The sequence below is a fragment of the Halobacterium sp. KA-6 genome (assembly GCF_021029015.1).
Lineage (GTDB): Archaea > Halobacteriota > Halobacteria > Halobacteriales > Halobacteriaceae > Halobacterium.
The window spans coordinates 79,229-99,669 of the sequence record NZ_JAJJZH010000004.1; the positions used below are offsets into that span (position 1 = coordinate 79,229).

A 20,441-nucleotide genomic window follows, 5' to 3' on the forward strand; every position below is an offset into this window, starting at 1 on the left:
TCGAAACTGAGGATACTGTGTACACAACCATAAATTAACCCCGGCTATGACTTCCGGATCCCTTTCTTGGCCGACGTGTTTGGAATCTGCCTTTGAGAGCGTTCGGAGAGAGCGACGCGAGGTTGAACGTGAGTGCCGGGCTTTTCGACGGCTTCGCCAGCGCATCCGGAGTCTCGAAACAGATACGCACAAATTGAACAGCCATCCGACGCGCCGTTCAAGCCACTAACGGCTGCGTCAAACACTGGAAACAGGGCAAGCGCGTGAGCCAACCGGAGTTCACGTCGTGGACCATGCTCTACGATGAACGGAGTGTTACGTTCTACCGGGACAAAGTCTCACTCCCAACCGTCAACGGATGTGTCGAGTGTAACTACCACTCCCGGCGGATAGTTCGACGCCATACGAACGGTATGTGGTCTCGGAGGCGTTCGCGTTCCGAGCAAGCACGCTCCAGTACGATGCACTCACATGCCAAAACCAAATATATCCGACAGCAAGAGGGTGTCAGTCGTCGTTTAGATCAACGCCCTGGTCTTCGTCTTCTCCGAAGATACGCCTTGAGATGATTGTCCCGTCGGACGACGTGTCCGTTTCCTCGCGGCGGACGAAGCGCTTCTTCAATACATCATAGCAGAAGATCCCCGACCCGAGAATGATCAGGATGTCACCTGGGAGCCGCGCCCAGAAAAGATTCTGGACGATGCTCTGGTTGTAGAACGCCAACGAGCGTGCGGCGTCGTATCCTTGTGTAAAGACAGTCTCGAGCTGGAGGAATCCAATAGGTATGTCACCGATAATTACCATCCACGCAAGGCCGATGTTCAACAGCCAGAACGAGCGACGAAGGTTCGTCTCTGTCCACTGTCCGGGCTTCGTGGTGAACCGGAGGATGTAGGTTGCCATCCCTAAGGCGAGGAATCCGAACGCACCGAACATCGCTGCATGGGCATGTCCGACTGTCAGGAAGGTGCCGTGTTCGTAGTAGTTGACCAGTGGGAGATTAATGAAGAATCCGAGGACACCCGCACCGACGAAGTTCCACACGCCGGAGGCGATTATAAACATGAACGGAAGCGTGTACGGGAAACTCTCGTCGGCAGTGGACATCACCCGATATTCGTTGAGCGCCTCGTAGAGGATGAAAACCAGTGGGATGAACTCAAGCGTCGAGAAGACTGTTCCAATCGGTACCCAGTATTCCGGGAGGCCGATCCACCAGTAGTGATGGGAAACCCCGATAACGCCTGCGCCCATCACGAAGAGCGCTTCAAATATCACCGCTTTCTCTGCACTCCGTCGCTTGAGGAGGTTCATCGAAACAAGCGTCACGCTGATGATTACTACGATAAAGAACTCGAAAGCACCTTCAACCCACATGTGAACGACCCACCACCGCCAGAATTCGGTGACGACCATCGACGTCTTCGGCGTGTAGAGCATGCTCGCCGAGAACAGGAGTCCAATTGATCCACCTGCGTACAGAATGAGGTGGGCGAGCCCGTACCGACTTTCTTCACGTAGCATCGGCTTGAAACCGCGAGCGACGAGGGCTGTCCAGAGGCCGAAGCCCGCGAGTAGGCCAATCTGCCAGAGACGACCAACTTCGAGATATTCGAGCCCCTCGTTGCCGAGAATCCACCAGAGTGCGCCATCAATATACCCCTGTGCGCCAAGCCAGATTCCAAGTAAGCCACCAACTACGACCACGAATAGCGCACCTAGTAGGACGTGAACGTATGACTTCTGGTTGTCTGGCTCAGTTCCGGTAAGTAACGGCGGCAAGAAGAGGCCGATACCGAGCCACAGTGTTGCGATCCACAGGATTGCCAGGTCGATGTGCCAGGCCTTCGCGATGGAGAACGGGAACATCTGCACAGCGTCGAAGCCAAGAGCTTTTGCGATGCCGTAGAACCCCTGCCGCTCGATATAGTAGTGTGCCATTAGCCCGCCGAGCAGGGTCTGTACAACGAAGAGAACTGCCGCGACAGGAACAAATCGAACTGCTGCAAACTGACTTGGGAACAGTTCGATTTCCTTGGGATGGGGGACGTCGACCCCGTCAATCTCTGGCTCCGGAAGTTCAACCGATTTGTATAGCCAGATTCCGAGGCCACCACCACCTACGAGAAGAACCATCGATACTACACTCCATACCAACGATGAAACAGGCGGCGAATTACCTGCACCCGGATTGTACGGCCACTCGTTTGTCCAGGAGATGTCGCTGTTTGGACGGTCGATAGACGAGAACAGCGCGGTCCAGAGTGCGAAGTCAGCAAACCGCTTTGCATCGGTTTTTGACTGAACGAATTCTGCGGGAATGCCGTGTTCGGGTGCACCGCCGTAGTAACGCTCAATATACGATTGACGGACTTGTTTATACGCGTATGTTTCTGCGCCAGTGAGCTGAACGGCTTTCCCGAACTCACCGTTCTGGAGTTGGCGCTTCACGGTCGAGTTTACCGCCGCTTGTTTCGATTGAGTGAGTTCAGCGTACGCCGTTCCGTACCGCTCTCGCGCAACGTATCGACGCATGTTCGTCACTAACCGCTCCTGAGCATCTGCCGTGTAGTCAGCCCCGAAGTAGGCGCCATTACCAAGGATCGATCCCAGGTTCATCAAGCCATTCTGCTGAAAAGCAGCTTTTCCTTGGACGATATCTTCGTTTGTGGCAAGGGTATCCCCCTGGGCCCCAACTATTTGATCGGGGCGTTCGGGCGACTGCTGGTATGCGAAGTACGCACCTGTTCCCATAAAGACGAGATTGAACACGAAAATTGCTAAAAGCGCCTTCGCGAGCGTTTCTTTACGCACTTTCATTCTCACTACCCGTGTACTCCATGAGCTGTTGGAAGATGTCCGCATCCATGACGGACCGATAGACCAGGCCGGTGAGCATTCTGCCGGGATAGAACGTTCCGTTCATGACGTGGTTGACTTTGTGGCAGTGCATGAGATATATGCCAGGGTCAGCGTCAGCTGTGAACTCGATCGCGTTTCGTGCCGTGCCCGTTGTGTTCGCATCGTTACTTTCCCGCCCTGGTCGTCAACGTCGACGACTGTCAGGGAACTGGTAACGGGGAGATTAGCCGGTACGGATTGGGTTCCAGTTATTGTCGTTGAGGCCGCCTCTGGCTTGGTTGCTCTGCCTGCTTTACAGCCAGCTAGCGCTGAGGCGATGGTGACGCCAGTTGCGGCAAGAAATTCTTGACGTGACAGCCCGGCTCTGGGAGTCTCAAACCGTTTCATCATGGAACAGCCAGGATTTTGGACTGCCTAACTATAGGCTCCGGGTGGTATCCCAGTTCACGGGACAGTAGCCGGACATATTCGACAAAACTCGGATAATAGTCCAGTAGCCCAGTGCCGGTTCAAAAAGCACTTAGACGCGGGCGCGGTGGTTCACGGTGATGGAATTCCTGGTGCTGGTGTCTTGGTTACTCATCATGGCGGTGCTCACCACCCTCGGGGCACCCCTGGCGGTCTTGGCCTTCCGATCGCTACCCCGGAGAGGAGCGGCCTTTGCACTTCCGGCAGCGCTGATCCCCTTTGCGATACTGGTTTTCTGGGTCGGTCAGTTCACGTTCGGAATCAACACCATCCTGCTATCGGTTGTTATCATCGCTGGCGGAGCGTCCCTTGCCTATCGTCTCGGCGGACAGCCCGATTGGCGGGCTGTCGCGCGGATGTATGGCGTCTTCGTCGTTGGCTTCGGGATTATGGTTGTTTTCAGGGCGTCCAGTCCTTCGATCACGCCCGCCGGCGGCGAGCAGTTCCTTCACTTTGGGCTCGTCAACGCCCTGGAGCGGGCACCGTCACTGCCGCCGGAGGACTTCTGGTTTGCCGGGAAATCCCTCCGGTACTACTACGGGACGCAGCTGCAGGTCACTAGCTGGTCGATGTTGTCGGCGACGCCTTTGCGCTACGGATTCAATCTCGGCATCGCGACGTTCTACGGTGTCCTCTTTGTCGCCGCCTACGGACTAGTTGCGGACATCGTCCATATTCGGGGGTACTCCTACCGTCTCGGCGGCACGCTTGGTGCCGTCTTCGTCGCCTTTGCGGGGCCGATGACAACGCCGATCCGTCTCCTTACGCCGTACCTCCCCAACGGTATCCAAGGACCCGTCGCACAGGGCGCCTTTGGATTCGTCGCCGCACGATTTTACGGCGGCAACCTGACCAAGACCGTATCCGAGATCGCGAATCCATTAGACTGGTCGTGGTGGTACACCCGTTACGTGGTCCCTGGCACCATCCAGGAGGTTCCGCTTTACTCCTTCGTCAAAGGAGAACTCCACGGACACACCCAGTCGACGGGCTACGTGCTCTTTGCTGCGGCCTTAGCCTATGCCTACTACCGGACGCCCAAGGAGGCGCGGCTCCGGCGCGCAGCCATCCTCTTCGGTGGCCTCGGCTCCGTTGCTGGCGTCTTTGGTTTCATGAACACGTGGTCGCTGCCGACGGCGGGCGGCCTCGCTGTTCTTGCGGTCGCAGCGGCCGACCCACATCCGGCAACTCTATTGCCCTCGGCGGTCAGCGATGTTCTCCAGCCTTGGAAGGGTCGTCGAGAGAGAGTGTTTCGGGTCTTCAGCGAAGTGTGGCGGCTGGTCTTGGCAGGCGCCGTCGGCGTCGGGGTAATTCTAACCGGCGTCGCTATCGCTTCGCCGTTTCTCGTCTTTGGCCAAGTTCCACGAAATAACGGTATCGGCTTCCTGCCGCCACGTAGCGCGCTCGGTCCGTTTCTAGTCATCTACCTCGGCCTGCTGTCCGTAGTTGCTACGTACGTGGCGCTGCAATACTGGCCGCGGTTGCGGCAGTATCGCCGCGGCGTCTTAGCAGCGGGTGCAGTGGTCCTCTTTGCGGCTATGGCCACGACGACCATATTCTTCGACTTCGCCGTGCTCGCGATTATTGGTCCGATCCTCGTCGGGGCCTGGCTGCTGTTGCGAACCGGTAGCGACGACTTTGCGCTAGTCCTGATTGTCGCCGGATTGGGGCTGTTACTGTCCTATGAGGTCGTGTACGCCCGACTCCCGGCCACAGATCTTGCGCGGTGGAATACCGCCATGAAGGTCTCCGTTCAAGGTTGGATCCTCGGTGCCGCGGGTGCGGGTGCAGCGGCTGCCACAATCATCTCGCGGGCTAGCGATCGGATCTCTTCTGACCAGCCCCCAGTGGATGGCTCCGGTGAATCCGCGGATACCGATGGCTTGTCTCTCGGTGCTACCTTCGCCGTCGTTGTTGTTGTCCTCGCGCTGGTATCTGGCCTAGTCTTCCCGACGATGGTTGTCGGTCAGGAAATCGGCGGCGAAGTCGCGGAGGGGTCATGGCAGCCGACACTCGATGGGCTGGACAGCCTTGAGCAGTGGAAACCGGCCCAGGCCGAAGCCATCCACTGGCTTGACAACCGCCCCGGGACGCCGACCATCGTCGAAGCAACCGACGATTCCTATCAGTTTACTAGCCCTGCATCGGTCTTCACCGGATTGCCGACTGTCGTCGGATGGGATCATCAAGCCGAGTATCGGGGCTTCACTGCGTATAACCGACGGGTTGACGATGTCCGAGAAATATACACCGGCACTTGGCTGACAGCCGCAAAAAACCTTGACCGGTACGATGTCCAGTACATCTACGTCAGCCCAAATGAACGGGAACGGTATGGAGAGGATCTTCGTTCCTTCAGCCGGTCATCTCTCTCGGTCGCCTTCAGCAACGACAAGGTGACGATCTACGCGGTAAATCAGACTGTTCTCCCCGACGGATGACGTACGTACTCTACCGCAAGCAACAGTGACATGAATCCGCTGGTACCGATGGTGTCGAAGTAGTCCCGATGTCCCAGGCCTCCTCTTCGATTACTCGCTCCCGTCCGCGGCGTTCACCTGCACTTGTTCGAACTCGATAGTGACTGGCACGTCCTCTCGAATCAGTTTGAGAATGTTACAGGAACGTTCCGTATGCGTGAGTACTGTCTCTATCTGATCGGCGGGCTGCTTAGTAGCAATCTGTATAGCGAGGTAAATCTCCTCGACGAATCCGGTCTCAGGCCGGGCGTTTCCGGTAATGTCTAAGTGGTTGAAATCGAAGTCGTGTTTCGAGGCTTCCGTGCGAAGCGTTACGGCAAAACACGCGCTCAACGACCCGAGGAGGTGATCGACCGGGGTCGGTGCTGTCGACGAACCACCTTTCTCCGGCGGTTCATCGTAGTGCCAGACGTACTCACTCAGTTCAACTCGGCCCGATACGCCGTCTTCAGTCAGCAGCCGTGCCTGACGCCCTGGCATCTCCATCTCATCAAGCCGGTCATTCATATCAGGCTTGTTTGGTTGTTTCGTCGTTGTATCTTCGGGCCAGCGTCGGACAGATCAAGTTGACGTTCGCCCCGTGAGCGTTCGACCGAACCGACATTCAGCTGGGGAATGTTTCGGCGGATAGTAATCAGTCGCCATGTTCGGTTGGGCGAGCGTACGAATACTCACTGAGAATATCGACGGTAACATGATTGATGTCGAATTCATCGTGGAGCAGTTCCGTGATCGCTCGCTTGAGCTCATCACGCTCCTCAACAGTTTCGACATCACTGGTAACGTGAACTGTCGCCACGTCGAGTCTACTGGACAGCGACCAGACGTGGACGTCCGAAACCGCAGTCACGTCGTCGAGGGCTTCGATGCGTACTTCGAGGTCCTCGACTGATATCGGGCTGCGCTGGAAGAAAATAGCGCCACTCTCCCGGAGCAGTTTGATCGCCGACCAAATGATGATAACAGCGATGAGCACCGCCGTAATCGGGTCCGCGATGTAGTAACCGCCGAACTCCACGAACAGCATCGAGACGATGACAGCGATTGATGCGCCTGCATCCCCGAGGAGGTGATAGAACGCGCCACGTTCGTTCAGCGACATTTCACCGCCCTGGACGACGTACACGGACGCGAGATTCACGACCAGACCTCCAGTTGCGAGGAGGATAGTCATCCGAGGGTTGATGTCTACTGGTGAGAGGTAGCGCTGGTAGGACTCCCAGACCAGGAATATCACCATCGGAACGAGTAACACGCCGTTCAGGAACGCTGCGAACGGCTCGACGCGTCTCAGGCCATAACTCCAGTATTCGCCGGGTTCGGATTTGGTTCCCATATAGGCCGCGACGAGAGCCATCACGTACGCCAGCGAGTCGAAGAGCATGTGGAACGCGTCCCCGACGAGCGCGACGGATCCGAACGCCAAACCCCCCAGGAGTTCAATAACGAAGCCGGCGAGATTGATAGCTGCTACCGCGCCGAGAGTACGAACACTGGCATCCTCGCCGTGCCCGTGACTGTGGCCCTTGGAATCCATACTATATCTCGTGCGAGATTCCGGAACGCCTTCAATCCCACCGACGGAGGGCAATCCGTACTCCGGTAGTAGTGATATTCCCCGCACACCCAATACCATAGGACACCCGGTTGGGAACACCGTGATCAGAATGATGGTTGCGTTGGGGCACCAGCAGTTAGTGCCGCCGGCAACGAGACGTTGTTTCATCCGAGCGTACTGTAAGCCGCTGCGTACGCGATGGCCCCAACTGTGACTGCGGCGAGCCCTGTCACGAGCGTTTCACCGCGTCTGTGTCGAGCGAAGGGTCGGGCCGGAATCCCAACTCCGACGATAGCGAGCGCAAGAATACTGAAGACGAAGGGTGGAGCCGTATGAATCGTCGGCGTAGGAATCACGAGGACAGCAGCCGCGTACCCGCTTCCGGCCACGGCACGCGGGCGAAGCAACCCGCGGATTGGAATCCGCTGTAACCGCGTGTACGCGACTATCGCTAGCCAAATCGTCCCGAGTTCGAGGAGGAACGCGGCCAGCAAGTGCACTGTCGGGTCCGGATGCAACGCAATCCGACTGGTCACCAGCACGATGTCGAATGGATAGAGAAAGTCGGCAGGACCGCCCGTGAATAGGTCTCCGAATGGATGCGATACCAGGCCGATTAGAGCCGCTCCAAACAGCCAGCCCGTCGAGCTTCCCTTCCGACGTGCCCACTCTCCGATTGCGAGCCCTGTAGCTACGTACACGACTAACACCCCAGCGTTCACGAGGCCATCGATGACAGCTCCGATAGCGATGATGGACAGGAAGCCGCCGACAGCAGCAATTCGGCTGACGCGCGCCGGAACATTCCATGCTGCGACCGCGGCAGCGAGAATCGCACCGATAACGAGCGAGTGTGTGGCTCCGCGATGAATCGTATTCGCAGTCCCCCAGAACACATCAGGCGACACAGTTTGGACCGACCGTACGAGCAATCCGATGGGTGCGTACACGATATCCACGTCGGGGACGAATGCGAACAGTCCGGCGACGACGCCCAACTGTATCGCTCGCTCACGGCGACAGCCCGCCACCGTCGCTAGAAACGCAACGAGGGCAAACGCTCCGAGGCCGTGCCCGACGAACATGGGGCTACTACTTCGCTGATAGCAATAAGTGGCGTGTGACACGGGAACACACGAATTATTTCAGAACTGAACTTGCCGCCGAAGCGATTGTGGATTCTTAAGACCCGAAAACGTAGCTCCTAGCCGCAAACGTGGAACCAGAACCGTTTCAAACCGCTGGACAATAGTATGAGATAACTGGCTAAGGGCTATGACAACTGTTCAAACTACAGTCCCGCCGAACGACTCGTCCGAAGTCTGCCAATACTGCGGTGAGCCCTTCCCGACTGTGGAACGCCTCACCCTTCATCGAGGTCTCGAACACTGGTCTGACATCGGTGAAGCAGAACGAACCGCCTTCCACGATGCACGAGCAGACGAACAAGATGCACTAAGTTCGTTCCGGCTGCGGGCGCTCGCCTGCATCGTCGCCCTATACTTCGGCTTCCTCTTCCTCTATGCCACCTTCGCCATCTAACGCTGGGGAAGCGTCGGCCGACGAGCGAGACGCTGAAAATGACAACACAATACATACGATTCTGGGCACAGTGAGGTCGTACAGCCTCCGAGTCGGAACCCAAGCGCTGGTCTGGACAGTAGTGCTGGCAGCGCTCATAGACGTGGTTGCGGCCTCGAACGGGATGACGCTCTCCAAGCAGCCACGGGAAACGCTAGCTATCCCTCGGTGGTTGTATCTGGCGACGGGGGGTGCTACGATCGGCGCGTCGGCACTTCTCGCTAGTTTCGTCACCGATCGGGCATTCATCTACGCGCTCCACTCATGGTCCGTCCGCCTTCCCGGTGTCCCAACTATCCGCCGTTGGGCGGCTAGATTCGGCCGGCTGCTGGCTCTAACTACCCTCGGTTTCATCGTCTACGTGGGATACACTGGCCCGCAACTCCCGGCTGCGAGTCTCACAGTTCTCGTAACGTTCGTCGGTGTACGCGGTGGACTCCCGGTTATCGCGTATCTCATCGGGAATCCGTGGTCCGCGATTAACCCATGGCGTGCTCTCACGACGTTCCTTCCGATTCGTTTCATCGAGTATCCCGACTCGTTCGCTCGCTGGCCAGCTGTCGTGGGCGTCCTCGCGCTCGTCTGGGCGGAAGTCATCTTCCCCGTCAGCACCGTCCCACGAGTGCTGGCGACAGCTATCCTCGGCTATTCGCTGTACACAGTAACCGGGGCAATCGTCTTCGGCTCTGACGCCTGGTTCGAGCACGCTGACCCACTGGCCGTTTTGTTCCGGTTCTACGGGGCGGTCGCACCGATTCAGGTACGCGACGGATCATTTGAGGTGTCGCTCCCGGGGAACGACCTTGCAGACTCGGACATCGTGACCGACGAATCTGACGTCGCCTTCATTATCGCCCTCGTTTGGGAACTCACGTACAGTGGATTCATCACGACGACCGCCGGTGCGCAGACTATCACGACTGTCGTGGAGTCCCCACTTGGTGAAGTGCTTCCCACTGTCCCCGTCGCTGTACTCGCCTATACGATTCTCTTCGTTACAGGTTACGTCGTGTTCCTCGCGGCGTACTGGTACGCTGGCACAGCCGCTCGGCGACTGACAAACACGTACGTTACCGGCCGCTCAATCGCAATACGATTTGCACCGCCGCTTCTGGCTATTGCTGCCGGCTATCATCTTGCTCACTACGCTGGCCTAGTCGTCTCATTAAGTCCTGCGCTCACGATGGCCGCTGTTTCCCCGCTTACGCCACCTGCAAATCCACTGGTGCTCGCACCACCTGGCTGGTTCACCGGCCTTAGTATCGGATTCGTACTTGTCGGTCACTTGCTCGCCATCTGGGAAGCGCACGCGTCCGCTTACGATCTCTTCCCAAGCCGACTTGTTGCGATCCGGAGCCAGTACCCGTTCATTCTCGTGATGATTGGATATACTATCATCAGCCTCTGGATTCTCTCACTCCCCGGCGCAACACCACCGTATCTCGGATAGACGCCGTCGGTTGCGTCCGGACGCACACGAAAATCGGGTCTTATCTACCACATCGCTGCGAATCCTCCTGAGTTGATTTGTGGAGAAACAGCCGCTCCGTGGGTGATGTCGGTAGAGTAAACATCTTCTACCCATTAGGCAGATTATGACTGTTTTGCAGGTGTCCCCAATTTTCCTGCTTTACGTTATAACGTTCCTCGTAGCTGCTCTGGCCTGTTTTGCAAGCCTTGTACGCCTTCAGCGTATCACTGACTCCGATACCCGTCGCGGGTTGCGGGCACTCCTCTTGACCAGTGGTGGCTGGGCAACCGCTCACGTTGGATTTCTCCTCTCCCCAACAACACAAATGAAGACCGGATGGTATCTTCTCGGCTTGGTAGTTGGCCTCGCTGCCGTCGGCGCATGGCTGTACTTCTGTTCTGCGTACACTGGCCGAAACTACCACCGGAACCCGACGTATCGCCGTCTCGCCATCGCTGTCTATCTCACACTTGTCGCAGTGAAAGTCACGAATCCGCTCCACCACGAATACTTCACCGCGACGGTCATCGCCACGCCATTCCCACATCTGTCCGTGTACACCGGGCCACTTCACTGGACGGCGATGGGGCTGTCATACGCGCTTGCGTTCGTCGGCTACTTCATGCTACTCGAACTGTTCACCGAGATTGACCTCAACACACGACCCCTCTTCGCGCTCGTCGCCATCACCGGCCTCCCCGTCGTGTTCAATCTGATGGGCTACACGACGCCATACCTCATCGACATCACCTACGAGCCCCTTGGGGTGGCAATCTTCGCTGTTGGAGTCACATTCGTCTACATCGACCGATTCGACGCAGTCCAACTCGCCGCCGAACGGGACGCTCCCATCATCGCGGTTGATGCAGACAACTACATTCGAGACACGAACCGCGCTGCCCGAACCGCCTTCCCGAACCTTGCCGATGCAGAAAGCGCCCAGCTGGATACCACACTCCCACAGATAGCAGACTGCCTCGACAGTGACGACCCGATTCTGAAGCTCCAGCACCACGGAGAAACACATTATTACCACGTTACCGGCACCCCCTATGGGACGGCGAACGCCGGGCTTGGTCGAACAATCGTATTCACGGATGTAACAGACCGCGAGCGGTCCCGCGAGGAGATAGAGCGACAGAATGAACGCCTTGAGCAGTTCGCCAGCTTGGTGAGTCACGACCTTCGCAATCCACTCAACGTCGCCCAAGGTCGCTTTGAGCTACTGCGCGAAGAGATCGACGGAGTAGCAGAGAATGATAACGCAGCGGCTGTTGAGCGGGCGTTAACCCGGATGGACGAACTGATTGCCCAAATTCTCGGACTTGCCCGTGATGGGGAACCTGTCGAACAGTGGGATGCAGTGTTGCTCTCGTCGGTCGCCCGTGAGTGTTGGGAGATGGTTGAGACACACAGTGCTGAACTACGGATTGCTGAGGAGTTAACGTTTAAAGCAGATGAGGCGCGGCTACAACGCCTGTTCGAGAATCTCTTCCGGAACGCTATCGACCACGCCGGTCCGGCCGTGACGGTTACTGTCGGAGCGCTTGCTGACGAGTCAGGATTCTACGTTTCCGATAACGGCCCCGGCATACCGATAGAGAATCGTGAGTCCGTGTTTAATCCGGGATATACGACCCGCGAAGAGGGAACCGGGTTTGGACTCGCAATCGTCGCCGAAATTGTGACTGCACACGGGTGGGAGATTCAGGTGATAGAGAGTGATACCGGCGGAGCGAGATTTGAAATACGCGGCGTCGAAGCCCAAACAAACCAGAATTAAGGCGTTCTAATATTGGACCGCCTTGTTTGTTGATCTATTACTTCGCAAATCAACCGCTTGGTGAGGGTGCGAGTCTCGCTCTTGAAGGGAAACCGTCTTACTCGCGGGGAGGGCGAAACCACAGGGATGTATCTGGTTACGTTTCGCCTCGACCCCGGGGAGTACGACGAGGAGTTCCACGAGCTAAATGACGCGATACAAGAAGCTGCTGAGGACACGGAAGGCTATCTTGGCAAACGGACGTGGCACGCTCCCGAGAGTGAGGAGGTTCTCGTCGTGTACTACTGGGAGTCATTAGACGCGCTTGAGACGTTTGGCGCATATTCAGAACATAAAGAGGCGAAACAGCGGTGGACGGAGTGGTACGACGCTTACGAGGTCACCATCACGGAAGTTATCGAATCGTATGGAAGTGGATTCGGTGACGACGCAGACCCACCTGCGTAGTGTATTACCTGTACTTACCGCTGCAATCCAGTGTGCCGACGGTTCGATGATACCTTATCGAAGCAACCATGCTTCGGGGAAGTGAATAACTGGATACGATGGTCTCTCGTTACGTCCCCGAGGCGCTGTCCTCGCGGTTGTCACGGCGACAGGTCCTCGCGACGGGTAGCATCGTCGCTCTGAGTGGATGTCTCGGCAGCGGTGGTTCGGATGGGCCGTCGGGAGCAAAGGTAAACGAGGACGTCGCTAATGCACCTGTTCCAGATTCACCGGATTCGTTCACGTACGCGACAACAGGGTCTAGCACCTCCACAGTCACCTACTACGGGAGTTGGAAATGCCCGTATTGTGCGGAATTCAGTACAGGCCTCCTCGGAGAGCTGGTCACCGACTACGTAGAGAGCGGTGATATCAGTCTTCAGTTCCGCGCGCTCGCATACGTCGACGACAAGCCGTTCCTCGGGGCCGATGCCTCTCGGGCTGCTCGTGCTGGTCTTGCAGTCTGGAACGTAGATCCGGAGATGTACTGGCGCTACCACGAATACGTCTTCGCTAATCAACCTCCGGAAAGTGAAACATGGGCAACGACCGAAAAACTCGTTTCGTTCGCCGAATCCGCAGATGTGCGTAACCTTGCCCGCGTTCGAGAGCAACTCGATGCACAGACGTACGAACCCGCAGTGCAGAAGACGAGCGAAGCGGCAGCAGCGGCGAGCGTCTCCGGGACGCCCACGCTCATCATCGACGGTGAGACTGTCAATCCTCTGAGCGACGAGTCACGGGTTCGAACGCTCATCGAAGACCTCGCCGATGGCTCCTGACCAAGACCGAATTATACTCGGTGTAGCGACACTCGTCGCTGCTATCGCCACGTCAGGTAGTCTCTGGTTCAGTCTTGGTTTAGGATTAGTTCCATGTGACTTCTGTTGGTATCAACGCATCCTGATGTATCCACAAGTAGTCATCCTTGGCGTGGCGACGCTCGAAACCCGGATCGGAGTCTGGCGGACTGTATTACCGCTCTCAGTACTCGGGGTCATTATCGCCACGTATCACTCACTCCTTCAGGTGACGACAACAACATGTACATTTGAAGGGTCTTGCGCCGTTGTGCAGTGGCAGTCGCCGATACTTGGGTTGGCCATCCCGAATCTCTCGTTAATCGTGTTCGTACTGTTGACTACACTTATTCTGTCGTTCCCTCTGGCGAAAACGCCCTCTAATCAGCATTCAGGCGAGTGAAGCAGTTGCCCGTCGCATTCAGACGGTAAACTGGACCGCGGACATCTGCATGAATGCGGTTTCGTAGCCGTCGTGACGAGACACCTGTGGTGGTGTCTCAATTCGAACGGTGACGGTATCGCCGCGCTCGACTTCCGCAGCTGTCGTCCCGTAGTAGTAGCCGAGATCAGGGTCGAGTGTGCCGTCCAGTCCCGTCTCCAGAACCGCTTTTCCGTCACGCTCAACTACCATCGAGAGCGACATTCCCGGGAGCAGAACGCGGTTATAGGGCGTCCGGGGAGAGACGACGAGATACGGTCCGTCTGTCTCCGGGAATCGCCGTTCTTCATCGACCAGACTCGTGCAGAACACAGCATCGTCAGCGGACGCCTCGCCGAGTAGTCGTCCGGGGAGCTGTTCTTTCGGTGGCGCGACCGGGGCCGGTACGCCGTCCATTTGCATCAGTTCTACTGTCCCACGGGTGCCCGCCTTGTCATCGAGACGGCGGATCGGGAGGTCATACGTTTCTGACGGCTCAAAGGTGAACTGGAGTTGCGCGGTTCGCGTCTCCGTAAACCGACCCTTGAACGGGCTGGTCCGTGCTGCCTGAACGGGCGCAATCCGGACTGTCACCTCATACTCACCGCTCCCCGATAGTGCCACGTTATCCCCGTAGTGGAACCCCATATTTGGGGAGAGCATCGACCATAGATTCGTCGTCGAGACATTCCCTTCCTCATTCTGAATATCCACTGAGACTGCGGTCGGGAGTACCGTCCCGGATTCGACATCCCAGACGCTCGCCATCAAATGCAGCGAGTCGTCCGACGAGACAACGACTTTTGTTTTGTTCGGCCCGGTCACCGTCCAGAATCGGTGGGGGAACGAGTGCATCAACGCGACGCCGATACCATTGACGGTCGTCGTTTCGTATACGCCCATCCCCTCAACAATCGCCGGATAGTAGACACCGTCTGGCCGGTCTTCGACGAGCGGTGGATCTCGCCACGCGGACTGTGTCTCGAATCCGAGTCGCTGAAGACACCCGGAGACGCCAGCTACGCCGACCAGCCCACTCGTGGTTTTCAGAAACCGCCGCCGGTCCATGTATTGTAATTCTCTTGGAGATTGAGTAGGTGTTGCGATTTTCGTTAGGCCGTCGCTATCATCCCTTGATATGAAAAAAGGCAGCGAGAGTTCCACGGGTCACCTGACTCGTGGTTGTTAACGTGCGAATAGAGCGCCCGGATGTGCTGGATCCCGAGGAAGCAGCAACATCAGCGGGGTCGGTTGGGTAACGTGCCAGCTTAATCAAACCAGAGTGATCTCGGCGGCTAGAATGTGTAATCCCACTCGTCTTCGTCGTCGAATTGCCCCGGCGGATGCTGGGTGTCTTCAAGCTGCGCCAACACAGCTGGACGGACCGGACTTGCTCGTGGGGCTTCATCCACGACGCCCCCGAACCGAATCCCCGGCATCGTCTGCTGTAATTGTCGTATCAATTTGAGTGCCGGTGCTCGTGCCAACGTCGGTGCCCCAGCACCCCCATCTGCGACCATTCCGACCGGTCCTGTCGCGCGGAACGACCGGGAAAGTGAGCCGTCACCGTCGGTATCAATACCGGGTGCGCCCCGCCAGTAGTTCCCCTCCCAGACGTGCAACACGTTGAACCGTGCTGTCGCGGCGTACCGTCGGTTATACGCGATGTCGTTGTCGGTGACGCGGTTCGTCGGGAACAACGACATCGCTCGAATCCCAACCCGATTGAACGCTGCGACATTCTCCTCATAGACTGAATATTGGCCTTGCACGACGACGCCGTGCTGGTTATGCGTCACAACATTCTCCGCGACGTAGCTCGACCGCCCGAAGACGAGGACGCCGTTCTTGCTGTTTGTGACGGTATTCCCTGTCACGACGTTTCGGTTCGATCGGTCGTGGATGTAAACGCCGACGTACGTGTCCTCGATATCGTTGTCAGCGGCGAACGCTCCTTGAGCGAACACGCTGAACACGCCGATCATCATCCCCTCCATCGAGGAATCTCGAACAGTGAACGACTGCGTGTCGTGGGCAAACACACCGACTTTCCCGCCGTAAAACGTCGAGTTCTGGACGAGCGCGGGCGCGCCGAGAATCGAAACCCCGAGGAACCCATCCTCCCAGTCTCGCGTTCCCCGAACCGTGAGGTTTGACACGGTGAGATTCGGGCTATTCCGCGCGATAATACCATTTGCGCGTGTCCGTATGTGAACGTCAGAGACCAGTGATCGGGTGGACTCCTTGAAGACGATACCTGCGTCACCGTAGCCATGCGTCGTCCAGTAGCGTTCCCGGAACGACTCATTCCTGACCGGAACGCCCGTAATGTTCGCTCGGTCGCGGGTCCGCACTGTGCCGATGCCGGACATCGAAAGATCCGTAATCGCAACGCGTGATGCGTTCACGTAGATGACACTGCGGTTTTCGTCCCCGATGATGCGCGTCTGGTTGACCCCATCGCCACGAATCGTCAGGGGTTTGTCCACCGTGACATTGGAGACAGAGTGATTCCCGCTTGCCAGCTGGATGGTCGTGTTGGGTGCGGCACGCCGAATCGCTGCAGTCAGCGACTCGTTTGATTCTACGGTGGTCGAAATCGGGCGGTCGAGGAGCGACCGCGCACGGGCGGCCGTCCTGTTCCCACGTGCGCTTCGTGCATCACTAGTCCGCTCCCATTCAGCGGAGGTGCGGCCCGCAGCGCCGATAGCTAGCTGTTGGACCGCGTCCCACTGTTCGACGCGACCACCGTACTGTCGAGCGAACGCCGTGGCATCACTCCGGTTCGAGAACGGGACTAACGCTTGCCTCCGAGTAGGGATGCTGGCAGTGCTGTTGACGACGAAGTACGCCGTACTGGCCGGCATCCACTCCGTATCTGCGTCCATCGGGGCTCTGAGTAATTTATCTTCTCCGACGTAGACGCCAGTCCCGGAGAAATCCGAGACGTACACAGTCATCGGCCGCCCGAATTCGCGCTCCGTGCTCTCCTGCAGCCCTGCGACCATCGACGTGATGCCGTAGTATCCAACGGTGAATTTGAACTGGGAGAACGAGACTTGCCCAGTCGGCAACGCAATCGTCGATTCGTAGGCACTGACGACGACGCTTTCTGGAACACCCGTTGACTTCGTATCTGACATCGGAACCGCAGCTGCCTGCTGGCTCCCACCGCCCACGGCGAATGGCCCGACGACCGCCGCGAACACGAGGAGGCCAACAGCAGCCACGTGCCAGAATTCCATAGGCGGCGATACGTGGGGAGCCGCAAAGAATGATGGGGCAATACATTTTTTCGAGTGGCACAGGAATCGCTATCCGTAATGAGTGATCGTGGGGCGACAGTCCGCGATAACGACGATACTGAGACGGCGGCTTCGGCTGTCGTTGAAGCGTCGGCACTCTCGAAATCGTTCGGTGACGTCGATGTTCTCAACGGTCTCTCCTTCTGGATTCCGGATGGTGAAGTCACCGCGATTATCGGGCCGAATGGATCTGGGAAGACGACGCTCGCGGAACTTGTTACGGGCGTAGAGAGTACGACGGCGGGCGAACTCACACTCCACGCCGGTGGGGAGCGCCCCGTCGGGTATCTCCCCCAAGACCCGCGGTTCCAGCCGTCGGCGACGGTCCGGGAGACGGTCGCGTTCTACGCCGCCCTGCTCGCCGGAGAGACCGACGTCGATGCCGCACTCGCTCGCGTCGGCCTCGAAGCCGCGGCCGACCGCCGAACGGACGCACTCTCCGGAGGTATGCGCCGCCTCCTGGGAATTGCAGTGAGCCTCCTTGGGTCACCCGAACTGGTTGTCCTCGACGAACCGACGAGTGGACTCGACCCGGAGATGACCCGCCACGTATACGACGTGATTGCGGGGTTGACCGAACGTGACCAGGCCGTCGTGCTGACGACGCACGACCTGTCGCGCGCAGCAGACGCTGATTATCTTCTCGTGATGTCTAATGGTAACATCGTCTCAGCGGGGTCCCCAGAAGAAGTGCTTGCAGACACGGAGGCGGAGACCCTAGAGGACGCGTTTGAGACAGCAGTAAGCGGTCGCACGGTCACCGCCGAGGGAGGCGATGACCATGAGTGACGCCACCCAGCAGTTCACTGCGGTCTTCGAACGGGAGTTGCGAGCACTCGCGCGGTCGCGGTCAGTCTGGCTGCTGGCCGTCGGGTTCTTCGCACTCGTCATGGCAATTGCAGCCCTCGGCGGGCAAGCCGGCTACGTACCGCTCGTGCTGGCGCTCCTCACGCCGGCCGAGGTCCTGGTGCCGGTGCTGGTGGTTGCGCTCGGATATCGTGCGATTCTCGGCGACCGGTTACGGGGCGAACTGAAAGTCCTCGATACGTTTCCGATAACGCCCATTCGGTACGGGCTCGGCGTCTACTGTGGCCGACTCGCAGTCGCACTCGGGATTATCGTTGCGACGCTGCTCGCAGCAGGGTTCGTTGTTCCACTTTCGGGGGGCACGCCGAACGTGCTCGCACAATCAGGCGGATTAGACTCGCCAGTGTACTACGCGCGGTTCGTCGCGGTGACGATGGTATTCGCGGGCGTTGTTCTCGCCATCACACTATTGATTTCGTCGGTCGCTCGGTCTGCCCGTCGTGGGCTCGTGTCCGCGGTCGGCTTGTTGCTCGTGGTCGTCATCGGCTTTGACCTCGTGGTGATTGCTGGGGTCGGGCAAGGCTGGATCGTCGAACGAGGCCTAAGCGAAGCGCTCGCAGCCAGTCCAGTAAGTGCGTACCGTGGACTTGTGATGACGTATGCTGTCGAACCGGCAGTGACGATGACGGTTCGGGCGGCATCGCCGATTGCAAGCGTGTTCTCGCTGGCTGTGTGGACGTCCCTGTCGCTGCTCACCGCCGCGGCGTTAACCGGAATCGAGTGATTGCCGAACGGCTTAGTGATGACGAGGGCGCGTCAATCCAGCCGTAGTAAACAGCGACTGTAGAAAAGGTTAGGTGAACGCGAGATACGCGACAGCGAACTGGCCGGCGTTGTACGTGCCGTGCACGACGACCGGCGCGAACAGGTCGTCTGTCTGCTCGTAGGTAGCTCCGAGTACGACCGCGACACCGAAGACTCGTGCGAGCGTGACGAGGATCGCACCCGGTGTGGTACCCGTACCGCCGTACGCGAGGATGTGGCTGGCAGCAAACACGAACGACGCGGTGATAACAGCACTCCGGCGTGAATACGCACCGTACAGGTATTTCTGGAGGGCATTTCGCGCGAGTAATTCTTCACCTGGTGCGACAACAACGAACGAAAGGACGATTAGGGGAAGCAGGATTTCGGGAGTCGTTTTTGCTGCCTCGATGAGAGAGTGGGATGTTTGTGGAAGTGAGAATACAGAAACCGTGGCGGCCATTATTGCATGTAGAGTGAAAATTGCGAGTATCCCGCCTGCTGCCACGACAAGGTCGCGCTGAGTCAGCGTGCTCACGTCGATACTACTGTTGGTAGATTTGATGAACACGACGCCAACTATCGCATAGGCGATACTTGCGACGGCAGTGGAAACTGAAACGCGAACCACCGGTGTCGAGGGGACAAGAGAGACGGCAATACTATTGAGGAGACCCCCCACGACGAGCGCGAGTGCGGAGACGGCGAGTGCGAGGAGAGTTCGACGCTCCCGTATTTTGACTGCTGACTGGTTCAATTTGGTGATGGCAGCACCACCCGCTCCCAGCCCACTGAAGCCAGCCAGCAGCGAGATAATCGGTCCGAGTACTGTTGCTGTTTGGAGCTCGAGGACCGCAGCCGCTGCTCCGAGCGTCAGGCCAGCGGTGGCCGCCGTTGCGACAGTGTCGACCCACGGCGGAGCAAGCCCGTGACGTCGGACAGTGAAAGCCAGTACGGCGACCACTCCGGACACACGAGTAGCTTGTACCGTGAAGTCTGTTGTTGCAGGCCACGAGAGGAACGTCCCAACCAGTCCGATCCCAGCAAGTACAACCCCAACTGAGTGCGCGTACTGTTGTTTCATAAGACGAGAGCTACCACGTTTTCCGGCAGCACTTCCGCTCAGTATTCATTTCACTCATTCTTAGTTAGGTGAGTCGGAGGACGAATCCTGTGAGGAATAGTGCGAAGACGATCCCTACAAGAACCGCCATCATGAGGAATTTATCGTTCATAGCCGATGGTTAGGGCCACATGTACCTCTTCGTTTCGAAATAGTGAAAACCGAGCCGTTTTTGCTGTTGTACGGAGAGAATCGCTGAAGACCCTTGCAAAGACGGGCGCAGAGAAACCGCCTATCAACAGGGTAAGATATACACCTCACTTCTGAGATGATCCGCGACTGAGCGGGAATACTACGAACTTGTACGATATTCGTCGTGTTTCATTCCGAGGAAGAACGCCAAGACCGAGAAGACAATCATCGAAGGTAGCACCATCAAGAAGACTGTCGAGGCAGCCATCACTGACGTCAGTGCGACCGCAGCGATGGCGACGATCACGACGAGCGGGACTACCGAGCGCGGGAAGTGGAACTCCACACGTCACGTTG

Annotated in this window: 18 protein-coding genes and 2 pseudogenes; 11 read left to right on the forward strand and 9 right to left on the reverse strand. The window is 57.8% G+C overall.

What is annotated here, in order from left to right; genetic code table 11:
* Nucleotides 1-46 precede the first annotated feature (46 nt).
* Nucleotides 47-229, forward strand: coding sequence for a DUF7260 family protein (locus LPA46_RS19130; protein WP_442908234.1), 183 nt, complete (start codon nt 47-49; stop codon nt 227-229).
* Nucleotides 201-502 (forward strand): annotated as a pseudogene (locus LPA46_RS19135) (RNA-guided endonuclease TnpB family protein); the annotation flags it as partial. The gene LPA46_RS19130 and the pseudogene LPA46_RS19135, both read left to right, overlap by 29 nt.
* Nucleotides 503-507: 5 nt before the next feature.
* Here LPA46_RS19135 and LPA46_RS10185 read toward each other — a convergent pair.
* Both LPA46_RS10185 and LPA46_RS10190 read right to left on the reverse strand, forming a co-directional pair.
* Entirely contained in the window at nt 508-2,823 is a 2,316-nt protein-coding gene (locus tag LPA46_RS10185) for a nitric-oxide reductase large subunit (RefSeq protein ID WP_230892543.1), read from the reverse strand.
* Nucleotides 2,810-3,004 (reverse strand): annotated as a pseudogene (locus LPA46_RS10190) (multicopper oxidase domain-containing protein); the annotation flags it as partial. The pseudogene LPA46_RS10190 and the gene LPA46_RS10185, both read right to left, overlap by 14 nt.
* 409 nt (nt 3,005-3,413) lie before the next feature.
* On the opposite strand from LPA46_RS10190, the gene LPA46_RS10195 reads away from it, so the two are divergent.
* Nucleotides 3,414-5,774, forward strand: coding sequence for a DUF2298 domain-containing protein (locus LPA46_RS10195; protein WP_230892420.1), 2,361 nt, complete (start codon nt 3,414-3,416; stop codon nt 5,772-5,774).
* 90 nt (nt 5,775-5,864) lie between these two features.
* Here the strand turns inward: LPA46_RS10195 and LPA46_RS10200 are convergent, their stop codons facing one another.
* The 3 genes from LPA46_RS10200 to LPA46_RS10210 all read right to left on the reverse strand — a co-directional run bounded on the left by LPA46_RS10200 (nt 5,865) and on the right by LPA46_RS10210 (nt 8,456).
* Nucleotides 5,865-6,320 (reverse strand): OsmC family protein, encoded by a 456-nt coding sequence (locus LPA46_RS10200; protein WP_230892421.1) that lies wholly within the window; start codon nt 6,318-6,320, stop codon nt 5,865-5,867.
* A 127-nt stretch (nt 6,321-6,447) separates the two neighbouring features.
* A complete protein-coding gene (locus LPA46_RS10205) occupies nt 6,448-7,350 on the reverse strand; it encodes a cation diffusion facilitator family transporter (RefSeq protein WP_230892422.1) in 903 nt (300 codons plus the stop codon).
* 185 nt (nt 7,351-7,535) lie between these two features.
* Nucleotides 7,536-8,456: a metal-dependent hydrolase gene (locus LPA46_RS10210; protein WP_230892423.1), complete on the reverse strand. Its 921-nt coding sequence runs from the start codon at nt 8,454-8,456 to the stop codon at nt 7,536-7,538.
* Between the two features lie 268 nt (nt 8,457-8,724).
* On the opposite strand from LPA46_RS10210, the gene LPA46_RS10215 reads away from it, so the two are divergent.
* The 6 genes from LPA46_RS10215 to LPA46_RS10240 all read left to right on the forward strand — a co-directional run bounded on the left by LPA46_RS10215 (nt 8,725) and on the right by LPA46_RS10240 (nt 13,895).
* Entirely contained in the window at nt 8,725-8,913 is a 189-nt protein-coding gene (locus LPA46_RS10215) for a C2H2-type zinc finger protein (protein WP_230892424.1), read from the forward strand.
* On the forward strand, nt 8,894-10,402 hold the full coding sequence (locus LPA46_RS10220) for a hypothetical protein (protein ID WP_230892425.1): 1,509 nt from the start codon (nt 8,894-8,896) through the stop codon (nt 10,400-10,402). The genes LPA46_RS10215 and LPA46_RS10220 overlap by 20 nt, the downstream gene beginning before the upstream one ends.
* A 145-nt stretch (nt 10,403-10,547) precedes the next feature.
* Nucleotides 10,548-12,206, forward strand: coding sequence for a sensor histidine kinase (locus LPA46_RS10225; RefSeq protein WP_230892426.1), 1,659 nt, complete (start codon nt 10,548-10,550; stop codon nt 12,204-12,206).
* 126 nt (nt 12,207-12,332) lie between these two features.
* Complete coding sequence (locus LPA46_RS10230; protein ID WP_230892427.1) at nt 12,333-12,653, forward strand: antibiotic biosynthesis monooxygenase family protein; 321 nt, start codon at nt 12,333-12,335, stop codon at nt 12,651-12,653.
* 98 nt (nt 12,654-12,751) lie between these two features.
* Nucleotides 12,752-13,474 (forward strand): DsbA family protein, encoded by a 723-nt coding sequence (locus tag LPA46_RS10235; protein ID WP_230892428.1) that lies wholly within the window; start codon nt 12,752-12,754, stop codon nt 13,472-13,474.
* The gene (locus LPA46_RS10240; protein ID WP_230892429.1) at nt 13,464-13,895 is read left to right on the forward strand and encodes a disulfide bond formation protein B; all 432 of its coding nucleotides are present in this window, start codon (nt 13,464-13,466) and stop codon (nt 13,893-13,895) included. Before LPA46_RS10235 ends, LPA46_RS10240 begins: the two co-directional genes overlap by 11 nt.
* Before the next feature lie 18 nt (nt 13,896-13,913).
* Here the strand turns inward: LPA46_RS10240 and LPA46_RS10245 are convergent, their stop codons facing one another.
* Together LPA46_RS10245 and LPA46_RS10250 are read right to left on the reverse strand one after the other, a co-directional pair.
* Nucleotides 13,914-14,981 carry an iron transporter gene (locus tag LPA46_RS10245; protein ID WP_269073670.1) on the reverse strand — a complete coding sequence of 356 codons (1,068 nt, stop codon included), beginning with the start codon at nt 14,979-14,981 and terminating at the stop codon, nt 13,914-13,916.
* Between the two features lie 227 nt (nt 14,982-15,208).
* A complete protein-coding gene (locus LPA46_RS10250; RefSeq protein ID WP_230892431.1) occupies nt 15,209-17,158 on the reverse strand; it encodes a NosD domain-containing protein in 1,950 nt (649 codons plus the stop codon).
* A 78-nt stretch (nt 17,159-17,236) separates the two neighbouring features.
* On the opposite strand from LPA46_RS10250, the gene LPA46_RS10255 reads away from it, so the two are divergent.
* On the forward strand, nt 17,237-18,007 hold the full coding sequence (locus LPA46_RS10255; protein ID WP_230892432.1) for an ABC transporter ATP-binding protein: 771 nt from the start codon (nt 17,237-17,239) through the stop codon (nt 18,005-18,007).
* Complete coding sequence (locus tag LPA46_RS10260; RefSeq protein WP_230892433.1) at nt 18,000-18,809, forward strand: ABC transporter permease; 810 nt, start codon at nt 18,000-18,002, stop codon at nt 18,807-18,809. The genes LPA46_RS10255 and LPA46_RS10260 overlap by 8 nt, the downstream gene beginning before the upstream one ends.
* A 69-nt stretch (nt 18,810-18,878) precedes the next feature.
* Here the strand turns inward: LPA46_RS10260 and LPA46_RS10265 are convergent, their stop codons facing one another.
* The gene (locus LPA46_RS10265) at nt 18,879-19,913 is read right to left on the reverse strand and encodes a CPBP family intramembrane glutamic endopeptidase (protein ID WP_230892434.1); all 1,035 of its coding nucleotides are present in this window, start codon (nt 19,911-19,913) and stop codon (nt 18,879-18,881) included.
* Nucleotides 19,914-20,244: 331 nt separating this feature from the next.
* Complete coding sequence (locus LPA46_RS19140; RefSeq protein WP_442908235.1) at nt 20,245-20,430, reverse strand: DUF7333 family protein; 186 nt, start codon at nt 20,428-20,430, stop codon at nt 20,245-20,247.
* Between the last annotated feature and the right edge of the window lie 11 nt (nt 20,431-20,441).